The sequence below is a fragment of the Acinetobacter sp. 161(2023) genome (assembly GCF_037027805.1).
GTDB lineage: Bacteria > Pseudomonadota > Gammaproteobacteria > Pseudomonadales > Moraxellaceae > Acinetobacter.
Window position 1 is genome coordinate 185,668 of sequence record NZ_JAZEYD010000001.1, and the last position, 14,101, is coordinate 199,768.

At 40.3% G+C, this 14,101-nt stretch carries 13 protein-coding genes; 4 read left to right on the forward strand and 9 right to left on the reverse strand.

Features of this window, described 5'->3' with window-relative positions; genetic code table 11:
* Positions 1–16 precede the first annotated feature (16 nt).
* The 3 genes from WA249_RS00910 to WA249_RS00920 all read left to right on the forward strand — a co-directional run bounded on the left by WA249_RS00910 (position 17) and on the right by WA249_RS00920 (position 3,895).
* Positions 17–1,609, forward strand: a complete 1,593-nt coding sequence (locus tag WA249_RS00910) for an alkaline phosphatase (protein ID WP_336165973.1) — start codon at positions 17–19, stop codon at positions 1,607–1,609.
* Between the two features lie 20 nt (positions 1,610–1,629).
* Complete coding sequence (locus WA249_RS00915; protein WP_336165974.1) at positions 1,630–3,165, forward strand: alkaline phosphatase; 1,536 nt, start codon at positions 1,630–1,632, stop codon at positions 3,163–3,165.
* A gap of 79 nt (positions 3,166–3,244) precedes the next feature.
* Entirely contained in the window at positions 3,245–3,895 is a 651-nt protein-coding gene (locus tag WA249_RS00920) for a hypothetical protein (RefSeq protein WP_336165975.1), read from the forward strand.
* A gap of 261 nt (positions 3,896–4,156) precedes the next feature.
* Here the strand turns inward: WA249_RS00920 and WA249_RS00925 are convergent, their stop codons facing one another.
* The 4 genes from WA249_RS00925 to WA249_RS00940 form a co-directional block, all read right to left on the reverse strand.
* Positions 4,157–6,142 carry a PhoX family protein gene (locus WA249_RS00925; protein ID WP_336165976.1) on the reverse strand — a complete coding sequence of 662 codons (1,986 nt, stop codon included), beginning with the start codon at positions 6,140–6,142 and terminating at the stop codon, positions 4,157–4,159.
* Between the two features lie 178 nt (positions 6,143–6,320).
* The gene (gene tatC, locus WA249_RS00930; protein ID WP_336165978.1) at positions 6,321–7,091 is read right to left on the reverse strand and encodes a twin-arginine translocase subunit TatC; all 771 of its coding nucleotides are present in this window, start codon (positions 7,089–7,091) and stop codon (positions 6,321–6,323) included.
* Positions 7,088–7,522 (reverse strand): Sec-independent protein translocase protein TatB, encoded by a 435-nt coding sequence (gene tatB / locus WA249_RS00935; RefSeq protein ID WP_336165979.1) that lies wholly within the window; start codon positions 7,520–7,522, stop codon positions 7,088–7,090. The genes tatC and tatB overlap by 4 nt, the downstream gene beginning before the upstream one ends.
* A gap of 12 nt (positions 7,523–7,534) precedes the next feature.
* A complete protein-coding gene (locus WA249_RS00940) occupies positions 7,535–7,753 on the reverse strand; it encodes a Sec-independent protein translocase subunit TatA (protein ID WP_336165980.1) in 219 nt (72 codons plus the stop codon).
* 252 nt (positions 7,754–8,005) lie between these two features.
* Here WA249_RS00940 and WA249_RS00945 point away from each other — a divergent pair, with 252 nt between their 5' ends.
* Positions 8,006–8,881, forward strand: coding sequence for an AEC family transporter (locus tag WA249_RS00945; protein WP_336165981.1), 876 nt, complete (start codon positions 8,006–8,008; stop codon positions 8,879–8,881).
* Between the two features lie 210 nt (positions 8,882–9,091).
* Here WA249_RS00945 and rdgB read toward each other — a convergent pair whose 3' ends face one another.
* The 5 genes from rdgB to leuA form a co-directional block, all read right to left on the reverse strand.
* Complete coding sequence (rdgB, locus tag WA249_RS00950) at positions 9,092–9,718, reverse strand: RdgB/HAM1 family non-canonical purine NTP pyrophosphatase (RefSeq protein WP_336165982.1); 627 nt, start codon at positions 9,716–9,718, stop codon at positions 9,092–9,094.
* 174 nt (positions 9,719–9,892) lie between these two features.
* Positions 9,893–10,480, reverse strand: coding sequence for a tetratricopeptide repeat protein (locus WA249_RS00955; protein ID WP_336165985.1), 588 nt, complete (start codon positions 10,478–10,480; stop codon positions 9,893–9,895).
* The gene (gene metW / locus WA249_RS00960) at positions 10,477–11,070 is read right to left on the reverse strand and encodes a methionine biosynthesis protein MetW (protein ID WP_001217230.1); all 594 of its coding nucleotides are present in this window, start codon (positions 11,068–11,070) and stop codon (positions 10,477–10,479) included. Before metW ends, WA249_RS00955 begins: the two co-directional genes overlap by 4 nt.
* Positions 11,070–12,230, reverse strand: coding sequence for a homoserine O-succinyltransferase MetX (metX, locus tag WA249_RS00965; RefSeq protein ID WP_336165987.1), 1,161 nt, complete (start codon positions 12,228–12,230; stop codon positions 11,070–11,072). Before metX ends, metW begins: the two co-directional genes overlap by 1 nt.
* A gap of 83 nt (positions 12,231–12,313) precedes the next feature.
* Positions 12,314–14,011, reverse strand: a complete 1,698-nt coding sequence (gene leuA, locus WA249_RS00970; RefSeq protein WP_336165988.1) for a 2-isopropylmalate synthase — start codon at positions 14,009–14,011, stop codon at positions 12,314–12,316.
* Positions 14,012–14,101: the final 90 nt, after the last annotated feature.

A 14,101-nucleotide genomic window follows, 5' to 3' on the forward strand; every position in this document is an offset into this window, starting at 1 on the left:
AATCTGGGGATATTCTATGTTCTTATCAAAGGCGGGTTTTTCCAAAAAGCTATTAGTGGGCAGTTTAATAGCCGTTTTATCAGCTGGAATGATTGCTTGTAACGATAATGATAAAAATGAAAAAACAGAAGTACCTAAAACACCTACCGCTAAAAATGTCATTTTCTTCTTGGGCGATGGTATGGGGATTACCACTTTAACAGCATCACGAATTTATTCTGTTGGAGAAGATGGTGATTTGACCATTGATACGCTTCCAGAAACGGCATTTGTTCGGACCTTTTCTGAAGATGGTCAGGTGACTGATAGTGCACCGTCTATGGCTGCTTATATGACTGGCGTGAAAATGAAAAATGAAGTCATTTCCATGCAGACGGGAACTATTGCATCAGCACCAAAAGCAGATGGCACCAGTACCTGTGATGATCTCGCAGAGAATAAAGGTAAAAAGCCGGTAGAAACATTGCTTGAACTTGCAAAAGCACAAGGCATGGGGACAGGTGTAGTGACGACGACGCGTATTACCCATGCAACGCCAGCAACAACCTATGCACATGTATGTCATCGTGATGCAGAAAATGATATTGCTGCACAACTTGTTCCTGCGGGGAAAGGGGCTGGTTGGGGGGCGTATAACACCAAATTAAAAGATGGTGTAGATGTTGTATTGGGTGGCGGATTGCGTCAATTTAAACCAACGACTGTGGCGGGTGGTAAACGTGCTGATGGTCGTGATCTGGTTAAAGAAATGCAAGATCAAGGCTATAACTTCGTCTCAAGCGGTACTGATCTCGCAAAAATTGATCCAAGTAAAACCAAAAAACTCTTGGGCTTATTCAATGCTAGCCATATGAATTACGATTTGGATCGTACCAATAAGAAAATTGATGAGCCAAGTCTTGCTGATATGACGACTAAGGCAATTGATGTTTTACAAGCAAAAAACAAAAGCTTTTTCTTGATGGTTGAGGGGGGGCGTATTGACCATGCCTTACATGACACTAATGCAAAACGCGCCTTACAAGATACTGTGGCTTTTGATAATGCGATTAAAGCAGCCATTGATAAAGTGAAACAAACTGATCCAGAGTTAAAAAATACCTTGATCGTGGTGACAGCGGATCATGACCATACCATGGTCCTGAACGGTTATGCGAAGCGTACAGGTAAATATGTAAAAGGTGCGGAAACCAGTATCTTAGGTCTGGTGAAGAACTATAACAAAGCTGGCTATTCAACCGACGTAAATGGAAACCCATACCCAATTATTGGCTTTGGTACGGGTAAAAAGCGTTTAGACAACGATCGTATCGAAGCACGTGGTGCCTTAGCAGATAATGATAGTTGTAATCCAGCCGTAGGCCCAGCAGGTAAATATACCGATAGTCGTGGTACTGATATTGATAAAGAGGGTTGGTGTACAGGTACAGCAGCAGATGATTTCCAGCAAGAAGCTGTGGTGCAAACAGGTTTTGCTGATAGTGAAACACATGGTGGCACAGATGTGTTCCTCGGTGCAATTGGTGTGGGTTCAGACAACTTCCACGGCAGCTTAGAAAATATCGAAGTATTTAACTTGGTTCGTAAAGCCATTGGCCTAGATAAATAACAACAGACTGGAGAACGATGATGTTAAAACAATTTAAATTAGGTCAGTTTGGTATGAAAGCGCCTGCTTTAACAGTTGCATTACTGGCTGCAAGTACAGGTGTGCAGGCGGCAGGCGAAGCCAAGAATATTATTTTCTTTTTAGGCGATGGTATGGGGCCAACTACGGTTACGGCAAGCCGTATTTACGGTTATGGTGAGGCGGGTAAATTAACCATGGATACCTTGCGCCGTACTGTGCGAATCAAGACCTATTCGGAAGATGGTCAAACCACAGATAGTGCCCCTTCAATGGCTGCTTATATGACGGGGAAGAAAACCCGTAATGAAGTGATTGGTATGACGCCAGGAACTATCGCTGTTGAGCCAAGTGCAGGTACGGCACCAGATGGAACAAAAGTGTCGAATGCAGTCAATAACTGTCCAACACCAGGCTCAAGTGTTGCTGCTGGCAGCCCTGCTGAGACTATTCTCGAATTAGCTAAAGCCAACGGCAAAAAGGTGGGGTCGATTACCACTACAGAATTGACCCACGCAACCCCAGCCGCAACTTTTGCTCATGTGTGTAATCGTAATGCCCAATATGAGATTGCCCGCCAAGTTATTCCGGGTGGTGTAGGTTATAATCCTAAACTACTAGATGGTGTTGACGTTTTAATGGGCGGAGGACGCAACCATTTCACCCCGTATAATGCAACTGACAATAAAAAGGGTCGTATAGATGGGCGTAATTTGCTTAATGAGCTGAAAGCGAAGAATTATACCGTGGGGGCAACCAAAGCAGAAATGGATGCAGCACCATTGAATAAAAAATATATTGGCCTTTATTCAGCAACTTCACATCTTGAATATGATTTAGATCGCCCTAGAACTGCACCAAATCAACCAAGTTTAGCTGAAATGACAGCCAAATCGATTGATTTACTACAGGCACAAGATACCACCGGTAAAGGTTTTTTCTTGATGGTTGAGGGTGGACGTATTGACCATGCGTTGCATGGAACTAATGCTAAACGTGCATTACAAGACACCATTGCTTTTGATAATGCAATCAAGACCGCACTTGATAAAATCAAGAAAACTGATCCTGAGTTAAAAAATACCTTAATTGTAGTCACAGCTGACCATGACCATACCATGACTTTTAATGGATATACGGCGCGTACTGGAAAAACGACTACAACGAATCCTGGTATTTTAGGCTTAAGCTATAGTTATCAAGAGGCGAAAGCATCAGATGCACGTACACGTGTATTTGAAAATGGCAAGAAGCATGCACCTAACTTAGATACAAAGGGTAAAACATCAACGACTTTAGTCTTTGGTAACGGTGGTGGGCCGCGTCCAACCTCACGTATTGATATTACTGATAATGAAGCAGCGGCTGATGATTATTTACAAGAAGTAGGGGTGAAACTTGGTAGCCCTGGTTCTGAAACACATGGTGGTGGCGATGTCTTATTATTTGCTGAAGGAGCTGGCTCACAAGCATTTAAAGGTACGCGAGAAAATGCATGGGTGTTCAGTAAATTAAAAGAAGCGTTTGGATTTAAATAAGCCTTTTATTGAGTATTTTCATCATATTGCAAAAAACCTCAGTCATAGTGATTGAGGTTTTTTTTATGTAGGAAAAAACATGCGTCTTGTGATTAGTTCAGTATTACTAAGTTTGGGAATGACCTCTTTGCATGCTGCACCCTTATTAAGTGCCAGTATTATGCGCGAGACTCAAACGATTGGTAATGATGGTGTGACACGTACCAGTGTGTTTCAGGAGCGTATGTATCGTGATCCTCAGAATATCTGGATTGAGCGTGTATTGCCTAGACATCATCAGCATGGTCTGGAGAAAGGGGGCCATAAGCATTTAGACTTATCTGAGGCGGCTCAACATTATTTTATTAATCAAAAAAAACAGCCAAAACTCAATTTAGTTTTGATGGAAGACAAAACAGTTGTGCATTTGCAGGATGCTGATGTCGATATGCTGGGCTTAAGCAATTGCTGGTCATGTGTTTATTCATTGATCGACCCTAAAAGCTTAAAGGGAATGACTGTTAAGAAAAAGGACAGCAATAGCACATGGTATGAAAGCCAGAATAAGAAAAATAAAATGAGTATTGAGTGGGATCATCGCAATAATATTGCTAAACGTGTTGAAATTCGTAGTTTAGATGGTTTGCGCTATGACATTCTAAAAGCCAATATTCAACAAGTAAATATTGCTGAACCTTGGAAAAAATACAGTAAATTTACCACTAAAGATTATTCTGATTTTGGGGACTAATTGAGTCAAGGTTGAGGGGCGAGCCAGCTCCTTTTTTAAAGGCGTTTGAGTGAATCGAAAAATAATAAAAATAGAAAAACCAGTGACAGCTACAAGTTGTTAAAAGCATTTAAATAAAAATAAAGCGAGCTTTTGATTGTTTTTATATACGCCAAAATTTTTACTGAATGGCGATTGAATGATTGGATAATCAAGACATACAAATGCCGACATTATGTCGGCATCTGTATGTTAATAATTTCTTTTATGTTGATGGAGGAATTATTTCTTCACAACAGATGGAGCTACAGGGTCAGCAGTAATATAACCTACCGCAGCAGCAAAACGGTCTTTGAAGTTTGCACGAACAAGAGGATCAAGAGTCGCTTTTACTTTATCGTGTAATGGAGATTCCCAGTCACCAGGGTGCTGGAAGTTACTCATAATGTAAGTCCAACCATTCACCGCATCTACAGCATGTAGACCTGTTGATTCAGCACCAGCAGGTGTTGATAAGATACGGCTTAATTGTTTGGTATCTACGTTATATGCCCATAAGAAGTTATTTACGTGCATACCACTGTCTTCACCAATGAATAGAGTACGTAAGTTTTCAGAGAACTTAAGGTTATCTGGATTGGCAACTTTATCTGCATTTGCAGTATTACCTAAAGCATCGGGAGTTGTTAGGTCTTCACCGACTAAAGCTGCCGGTGGTTCCATATGAGTCGATACCCACTCACTATTAATCAGCTGGCCTTTGTTATCGACTTGACTGCCTTTTAAAGTGTGCGCGTAAACTGCGCCAGCTTTTGGACCTTGTACTTGAATATCAGTTGTTTTATCAACCATAGAAGACTGTACATAAGACATCGCAGAGTATGCGATTTTATCTTTAATGTTTACAGTTGTTCCTTCCATCTTCGTAAAGCCCATGCTTGCACCAACTAAGGCAGCATAACGATGCGTTTCTAAGAAAGCCGCTTCACGTTCTTTACCAGGTACGAGTTTTATCCAGTTATCTTTGCCGCTAAAACGGATTTTGGTGTAGCTTGCATCTTTAGGGTCAGAGGTTTTCACATCCATAAGATCTGAAATTTTATATTGATCTGCCCAACCCTTCACTTCTGCGCTTGTCGCATGACCCAGATTAATCCAAGAGATATCACCCGCACCTGCGCCTACACCTGAAGTTTGTTTCCATTTACCGACATATAATGTGCCAGCAGATAAATCTTTTTCTTTATCTGCAACAAACATGAATAAGCCACCATTAGTTGCATCATCACCCATTAATGCAGTGCGGTTATCTGGCATGACTTGAACAAGCTCGTGCGAGATACGGCCTAAACAATAATGCTTTTTGATTGAACCTGTACCATCTGTATTTACAGTCACTTCTGGTAAATGACCATAGTGGTATGGGTTACCTTTGCTGCTGTCACCAAACAAATTTTTGCTAAATACTGGTAAGTAGCTTCCAGCAACATTATTTGCATCTGGTTCATATTCTTCACTAGAAAGGTGAGTTCCCCATGGCGATAAACTTGCACCACAAGTGATCCATAAACCATTTACTTTAGAAGTGTCAACATTATGGTACTTAACAAACGTTAAATGGCCAGTTTTAGGATCTTGATCTAAAGTTAAAATTGCAATTGGAGACGGTAATAGACCATACATCGATGTCAAGCTTTGGTCACGAGTTGTATATTCAAATTGAACTACGTGAAAAACTGGACTACCTGTTACACCTAGAGCTTGCTTGTCTGCATCAGTAAAATCTCGGCCAGTTGCTTGTTTGAAGCTAATTAAAGAGCTTCCATCTGGACAGTCAGAGAAGAATTGGCGTTCTTGCCCAGATTTTGACTTATCAATAATTGGCTGATTATTAATATCAACATAACCACCAGCTAAAATTTTCCCACCTTTACCGTCTGCAACAAGGTCACCTGTTGTGAAGAAAGGCTTATAAGCTAATGTGTAGTCAGTTTTTGAACCATCTTCCCAGTTAATTGAAAGGCTTGATGCAACTGTTGTCGTTGCCATCGCTGCTGGATTCGATAACGATGGTGCAGCCATTGGAGTAAATGTTGCAGTTTTAAAGTTAACTGTTGGTGGTGGAGTAATAACGTTCGAGTCGTTATTACTATCATTACAACCTGCTAACGTGGCTGCTGTAGCCATCGCACCTAATGGAAGAAAAGGGATCCCCGTAAACCATTTTAAAATATCGCGACGTGTTGGGTGGCTAGAAGCATTTGTCATAATAAATCCATAACTTTTGTGGGTATATTTGTTGAGTCGATTCTATGGATTGGGAATGACACTTTTCTTACAATTTTAAGTCACTTTGAAGACAGTTTATAGTTTGGTTAATTAAAAGAATATTCAGAAATAAAAAGCCCAAATACAAAATTTGGGCTTTCCAGATAAAATTTTTAATTTATTCAGTAGTCTGGCTTTTTCTTTTTTCAAGAATCTTGCCAAAAAGCAAACCTATTTCGAAAAGTAGCCACATTGGGATAGCTAACATCACCATTGAAATAGCGTCTGGTGGGGTCATAAACATTGCTACAAAAAAACATCCCACAATGATAAAACGTCTTTTTTCAGCAAGACTTTTTGTGTTTACCACACCTATTAAAATCAGTAACAAGGTCGCGATTGGAATTTCAAAAGTCACACCAAAAACTAAAAATAACTTTAAACAAAAGCTTAGATAGCTATTAATATCCGTCATAGGTGCGACGGTTTCAGGCGATACGCTAATAAAGAAATGTAAAATTGCAGGAAGGGTAATGTAGTATGCAAAAGCAACTCCAGCATAGAACAAAACAATACTACCAACGAGTAATGGCAGCGCTAAATGACGTTCTTTTTGATATAACGCTGGGCGGACAAAAGTCCATATTTCATAAAGAATAAATGGCATTGCCAGCACAAGCGCGACAAATAAATTGAGTTTAAAAGGTGCCATAAAGGTTGCAGTTACATCTGTTGCAATCATTGAAGATGATGCAGGAAGTTGCAGCCTTAAAGGTTCGGATAATAATTGGTAAGTATTATTTCGAAAGGGTAATAAGCAAAAAAATAAAAATAATGTTACCCCGACAATCCTAAATAAATGACGTCTTAAAACCACCAAATGGTTCATGATTGGCATTTGGTCTAGATTTTCTTGCGTATTTACAGTCGTTGAAGGCAGTTGGTTCATACGGCAATCTTCAATTTAACGGGGGGTGTTTCTAAAGTGTCGCTTTGAGATGCCAAAGGTGTAAATTTGGCAAGAAAGGGCACTTCATAATGGCCCGATACAGGGGAGTACATTGTAGCCTGAGAGATCGTTTCAGCTACCTCAGTTTTTTCTGTGTTGTCTGAAGTAGTCTGTTTTTGTATTTCTTCAAGTTGTTGTTGTACTTTGCGTTCTAGTGCTTCAATGCGGTTGAGTTCTTCTTGCATTTCTTTTCGAAATTCAGAAAGACGCAACTCTTGATCAATCTCATTTTGCAAATTGGTAATATAACGTTTTAGGCGAACATACCAACGACCAGCAAAGCGTGCAGCTTCTGGAAGTTTATCGGGGCCTAAAACTAAAATTGCAATAATTGCAAAACAGAGTAGCTCTGTCATTCCTACATCAAGCATGGTGGAAAACCTTTAGCTTTTCACTGATGTGCTGTCAGGGGTTTTGACTTGGGCATCAATTGTACGTGGAGTATTAAGAGCAGTAGCTTCGTCTTCTTCACGAACTGATTTTTTAAAGTCTTTTACTGCGCCACCTACGTCTTTACCGATATTTTTTAATTTAGATGTACCAAATAATAAAATAACGACAATTGCAAAAATAACGACGTGCCAAATAGATAAACCGGCCATGATCTTATACCTCTTTTCAGTTTGCTTTATCTCAACAGGTTGCCATGACAACAATGTGACATTTATATGTCATTTTTAAGACAATAGCCGTTAGTCAAAATCTAAAAAGAGGGGGCTATAAAGGATGTATGTGGTTTTTTCTTTTAGAAAGAGTTCAAAAAGAGAAGCTTAAATTACTTGAAAAGGAGAGTACATTTCTTTTTGAAAAGGTGTAGCATAACAAACTGATTTTGAAGGGTGATAGGAGAAAACGTGGCATTATTGCTCCCAATATTTGCTTTTATTGTCGGACTTCTGCTTGCCCAGACTTCTATTTCAGAAACTATAAAACCTATCCTGTCAGCTTGGCTTGCGCGACTTCTGATTCCGATTGTGATTATTTATAACATGGTCTTTTATCAATCGGGAAGCTTGAGCTTGATGCTCTTTAGCTTCGGTTCGGCATTTCTTATTTTCTTTGCCTATTTGGCTTTATTTAAAGACCGCTTATTGGCCCTTTGTGTAAGTTATACCAATATTGGATGGCTTGGTTTCCCTTTTGCGATGGCTTTATTTGGCCCTAAGGCGACTGCTCCGATCGTCGCTTTATATATAGGGATGTCTATTTTTGGAAATGCGTGGGCTGTGACTGCTGTAACGACTGCTCCACAAAGTAAGTTAAATATCTTAAAAAAAGTTCTGTCTTCTCCACCGTGTATTTCAATATTCTGTGCGCTTGTACTCAGACTTTTAGGTGCTCAACATATTGAACATCCAGCCATACACTGGGTTTATGATATCGCTAAATTTGCAATGACTTTTGCCGGGATGTGTGTGCTCGGAATGTGGCTACGCCGTACCAGAGTTTATGCCAAAGATTTGATTTACAGTACCAAAGCTCAAGCGTTTAAAGTGGCCTGTGGTTTTATTTTGTGTGGCCTAACTTATAAGTTTTTACCTATTCCAAATATAAGTCAGCAGATTGGTGTTATGTTTTTAATGTTCTGCCTGCCACCAGCAGCCAATATTGTAGCGTTAGAAACACATTATCAAGGAACGGGAAGATCTGCCGCTTATATCGCATCAGGGACGATTGTGAGTTGTGTGTGTATTGCGATTTATGCGGTGTTTTTACATTTTTATTTCTAAGGAAGATGGTTAGACCAGACGGCCTTTGAATAGTGGTTATATGCTTATTTCGTGTATGTAGGCAATATTTACTTTTGTTTCGTCAAAAGTAACAAAACCATTTGTCGAACTGACGACACATCCTTGATGTCGCAGTTCGACGGGCGACATCCATGTCGCCTAGCACGATAGCAAATGGCTTTAAAGTTAAACTAAAACCGATATAAAGTTTTACTTCTGCAAACTCTCTCTAAATAACTGCATCGCTTGTCCACGATGACTAATCTTATTCTTATCTTCTTTAGATAGTTCAGCGCTAGAAACTTGTAGCTCAGGCAACCAGAACAGTGGGTCATAGCCAAAGCCATTTTCACCACGTGGCGCTTCTAAAATTTCGCCGTGCCAGATGCCTTGGAAAATTTGTGGCAAAGGGTCTTCAGCATGCGTTACTAAAGCAAGTACACACACAAACATGCCTTCAATCACTTCACCATTTTTACGAAATGGTAATAAATCATTAAGTAACTTGGCATTATTTGCTGCATCATCGCCGTGTTCTCCACCATAGCGTGCTGAGTAAATACCAGGTGCACCGCCTAATACCGGAACGCAAATACCAGAGTCGTCAGCCATAGCAGGTTTACCTGAAATTTGAGAGGCATGACGAGCTTTAATAATCGCATTTTCAATAAAGCTTAAACCATCTTCAATTGCATCAGGAATATTAAGGCGACCTTGAGGAATAATTTCTACAGGTAACTTAAGCTGTTCAAAAAGTTTTTCAAACTCAGCGACTTTACCTTTGTTATTGCTGGCAAGAACTAAACTGCCCTGATCAAACCAATGTGGGGTAGACATAATAAAACCAAACTTTATAGCTAATATCGAACGTGAGTTATGTTACGTGTTTTTTAAGAGGGGATATAGAGGTAAACAAATAGAATATAAAATGGGATAACCTAAACTAAAACCACCTTGTAAAGTATACAAGGTGGTTTTAGTCGAGTAAGGTTTTTTACGGATGAACCGTTATTATTGTGCTTGAATCCATTTGTCTGCACGGTCACGTGCGGTACGGATTTGTTCTTGAGTTAAGTTCGCCGCAAGAGCAGTTTTCTTACCTTCTGATAGGCTGATTACTTTGTTGTCGAGCATGCCATCACGAGTTGAAAGCTCATACCACTGGTATGCACCTACGTAGTTTTTCTTTTGCTCTTCCATCATCGCGAGGTTATAGCTTGCACGGTTATCACCATTGCTTGCTGCTTTTTCAAAGTATTTACGAGCCATAGACTCATCTTTCTTAACGCCAATACCGTCAGCATACATACGGCCGACATTGAGTTGGGCTGGTGAAAGACCTTGGTCAGCAGCTGCTTTGAACCAAGTAAATGCTTGTTTGTCGTCTTTTGCTACATCTTTGCCGTGTTGGTAATGCGCTCCAAGATAAAATTGTGCGCCAGCTTGACCAGCTTTTGCAGCTTTTTGAAGGTCATTAACCCCCATTGTTGAAAAGCGTGCAGCCTGGCTCGCAACCGATTGTGGCTGGGCGATATAATCTGCATGAGCCTGCATACTTAGCAGTCCTGCAAATAGTGTGCTAAATAATGTCTTTTTCATAGTGCACTCACTCGATAAATAGCGACTTCACCAAACAAATTAGGAACATGTTTGCTTAACAGGCTTCCCTGCTGATTTCCATTGACGGCGAGTCGATTAATAATTTGTATCTGATTTTCCGCACAAAGTGCTTCGAAATCTTTAAATGTACATAAATGAATATTGGGGGTGTTATACCACATATATGGTAGAGCATCCGATACAGGCATCATACCTTTTAATGCAAGAAAAGAGCGAGTCTTCCAATGCGCAAAGTTTGGAAAAGTAATAATTGCCTGTTTACCCACACGCACCATGTCTCTTAATAAAACATCCGGTGCATCTACAGCTTGCAAAGCCTGTGCCATAACCACATAGTCAAAAGACTGGTCAGCAAAACGGCTCAAACCGAGATTCAAATCTTGTTGAATAATATTTAACCCGCGACTGACGGCAATTGCAATCTTTTCTTGATCAATTTCTAAACCATAAGCACGAATTTGATGCTTTTGGCTCATATGAGCGAGTAATTCACCATCACCACACCCCAAATCGAGTACGCTTGAGCCTGGTTTAATCCACTTTTCTGCCAGTTGTTGATCAATACGCATTAACTTGCCTCCAGTGATGTCGATTTTAAGTGTTCTTCACCGCCTAAGAAAGCGCGCATGGTTTTGACATACAGTGGAATCGGGAATAAGAACGAGTCATGGCCTTGCTCAGCATCAATATCGAGATAACTTACTGGCTTATGATTGGTAATAAGTGCATCTACAATTTCTTGAGAGCGACTAGGGGCAAAACGCCAGTCTGTGGTAAAAGAGACAATCAGGAACTGACATTTGGTTTTACCCATCGCTTCTGTTAACGAATGATTGTATTCACGTGATGGATCAAAATAATCCAAAGCTTTGGTCATGATGAGATAAGTATTGGCATCAAAGTTACGGCTAAACTGTTCGCCTTGATAACGAAGATAGCTTTCGACTTGAAACTCGACATCAAAACCATACATAAATTTGCCAGATTTTAAATCACGGCCAAATTTTTGTTTCATGGCTTCTTCTGAAAGATAGGTAATATGGCCGACCATGCGAGCCAAAATCAGACCGCGTTTCGGGTAACTATCATTTTCTAAATAACGACCATGATGGAAGTCTGGATCAGACAAGATCGACTGACGCGCAACCTCGTTAAATGCAATATTTTGTGCTGAAAGCTTTGGTGCGCTGGCAATAATCACACACTTTTGTAAGCGGTCAGGATAATCTACTGACCATTGTAGTGCTTGCATGCCCCCTAATGATCCACCAACAACTGCATACCAGACATTTACACCCAAAAGGTCTGAAAGCATGGCTTGCGTTTTGACCCAGTCACGTACTGTAACTAATGGGAAATCTGGTCCATAAGGGCGATTATCATTTTCAGGATTTGGTGACGTTGGGCCAGTTGAGCCGCTACATCCGCCAATATTATTGAGTGAAACTACAAAGAACTTATTCGTGTCGATTGCTTTACCCGGGCCAATACAGCCATCCCACCATCCAGCTTTTTTATCATCTTCATGGTGATAACCCGCTGCATGATGATGTCCGGAAAGCGCGTGACAGATTAAAATGGCATTTGATTTATCTGCATTTAAAGTGCCGTAAGTTTCGACCATTAATTCAAAACGTGGCAAAACACGTCCACATTCAAGATGTAATGGTTCTTCAAATTGGAACTTTTGCGGAGTGACTAACCCCACTGAATCAGCTGGAAAAGACACGGGAACATTTCGCCTTTTAAATCTTTCAGGAATAAAAAGAAAGGATACCAAGCTAGGTATCCTTTCAAAAGAGTTTTTTTAAATTAAACAGCGGCGGCAACCACCTGATCTGTACTTAAAACGCCTTGATCAATCAAACGGTTAGTACATGCAATAATTGCTTCAATCGATGAGGTGACTGTATTGTCATGGACACCTGCACCAAATGAACCTTTACCTGTACCTTTGACTTGAAGTTCAATCAAGGTTAACGCTTTCGCATTTGCACCTGAACTAATACTACGTTCTTCATAGTTCAATACGTCAATTGGTAATTGAAGTGCATTTAAGAATGCAGAGATTGGTCCATTACCTTCACCGCGAAGTTGTTGTGTTTCACCTTCGACATCAACATCAAGTTCGATGATTTGAGTGCCGTTAATGTCAGATAATCTGTAGTTTTTGACTGTGTAATGGTGGTTTTTCACATCAACATAAGTGTCTTTAAATAAGGTCCAGATTTCTTTTGCGTTAATTTCTGTACCATTATCATCAGCATATTGTTGAACAACTTGGCTGAATTCGATTTGTAAACGGCGAGGCAATACAACGTTGTAGTTCGCTTCTAATAAGTAAGCGATACCGCCTTTACCAGACTGACTATTTACACGAATAACTGCGTCATAGTCGCGGCCCAAATCTTTCGGATCGATTGGCAAGTAAGGCATATCCCAGATTTCTTCGTTTTTCTGGTACTCGAAGCCTTTTTTGATTGCATCCTGATGTGAACCAGAGAATGCAGTAAATACCAAGTCACCTGCATATGGATGACGAGGATGTACAGGTAAACCAGTACATTCTTCAACTGTTGCAATCACTTCATTAATGTTAGAGAAATCTAACTCTGGCGCTACGCCTTGGGTGTACATGTTCAATGCAATAGCTGCAACGTCAACGTTACCTGTACGTTCGCCGTTACCAAACACACATCCTTCAACACGGTCAGCACCTGCCATAATTGCAAGTTCTGATGCAGCAATACCACAGCCGCGGTCATTGTGGCAGTGAACAGAAATGATTACACCATCACGACGTGCCAAATTACGATGCATCCATTCAATTTGGTCTGCATAAACATTTGGTGTAGAAACTTCTACAGTCGCAGGTAAGTTTAAAATCACTTTATGTTCAGGACGTGCATCCCAAATTTCTGTGACGGCATCACAGACATCTTTAGCGACTTCTAATTCAGTTGCAGAGAAACACTCTGGGCTGTACTGGAAAATCCAGTCAGTTTGAGGATATTGCGCAGCATATTCTTTAACTTTTTGAGCAGCATTAATTGCTAACTGTTTTGCACCATTAACATCTACATTCAACACCTTTTGACGGAAGGTTGGAGAGTTAGAGTTATAAATATGCACAATTGCACGTTTAGCACCTGCCAATGATTCAAATGTACGTTCAATTAAATGATCACGTGCTTGAACCAAAACCTCAATGTATACGTCATCAGGAATGTGATTTTCTTCAATCAACATGCGAGTAAAATCGAAATCGATTTGAGATGCAGAAGGGAAGCCGATTTCAATATGTTTGAAACCGATTTTCACAAGCATATTGAACATTTTGAATTTTTGTTCCATGTCCATTGGTTCAAAAATTGCTTGGTTACCATCACGTAAATCGGTGCTCATCCAGATTGGCGCTTTTGTAATTTCGTTATTTGGCCATTGGCGATCTGGTAAATCCACTCGTTGGTACATACGGCGGTATTTTTTGCTTGGGTCAGCCAACATCATGAGAAAACTCCTTGTCTCGTAGCGCAGTTGCTCTGGATATATTTAAAAGGCAACGTCTCTACAGTTATATATGGTATCTAATTAAGAAAA

Bases quoted from the DNA above. Each gene is read 5' to 3' on its own strand.
- WA249_RS00910 (WP_336165973.1), top strand. From the start codon at position 17: ATGTTCTTATCAAAGGCGGGTTTTTCCAAAAAGCTATTAGTGGGCAGT.
- WA249_RS00915 (WP_336165974.1), top strand. From the start codon at position 1,630: ATGTTAAAACAATTTAAATTAGGTCAGTTTGGTATGAAAGCGCCTGCT.
- WA249_RS00920 (WP_336165975.1), top strand. From the start codon at position 3,245: ATGCGTCTTGTGATTAGTTCAGTATTACTAAGTTTGGGAATGACCTCT.
- WA249_RS00925 (WP_336165976.1), bottom strand. From the start codon at position 6,142: ATGACAAATGCTTCTAGCCACCCAACACGTCGCGATATTTTAAAATGG.
- tatC (WP_336165978.1), bottom strand. From the start codon at position 7,091: ATGAACCAACTGCCTTCAACGACTGTAAATACGCAAGAAAATCTAGAC.
- tatB (WP_336165979.1), bottom strand. From the start codon at position 7,522: ATGCTTGATGTAGGAATGACAGAGCTACTCTGTTTTGCAATTATTGCA.
- WA249_RS00940 (WP_336165980.1), bottom strand. From the start codon at position 7,753: ATGGCCGGTTTATCTATTTGGCACGTCGTTATTTTTGCAATTGTCGTT.
- rdgB (WP_336165982.1), bottom strand. From the start codon at position 9,718: ATGTCTACCCCACATTGGTTTGATCAGGGCAGTTTAGTTCTTGCCAGC.
- WA249_RS00955 (WP_336165985.1), bottom strand. From the start codon at position 10,480: ATGAAAAAGACATTATTTAGCACACTATTTGCAGGACTGCTAAGTATG.
- metW (WP_001217230.1), bottom strand. From the start codon at position 11,070: ATGCGTATTGATCAACAACTGGCAGAAAAGTGGATTAAACCAGGCTCA.
- leuA (WP_336165988.1), bottom strand. From the start codon at position 14,011: ATGATGTTGGCTGACCCAAGCAAAAAATACCGCCGTATGTACCAACGA.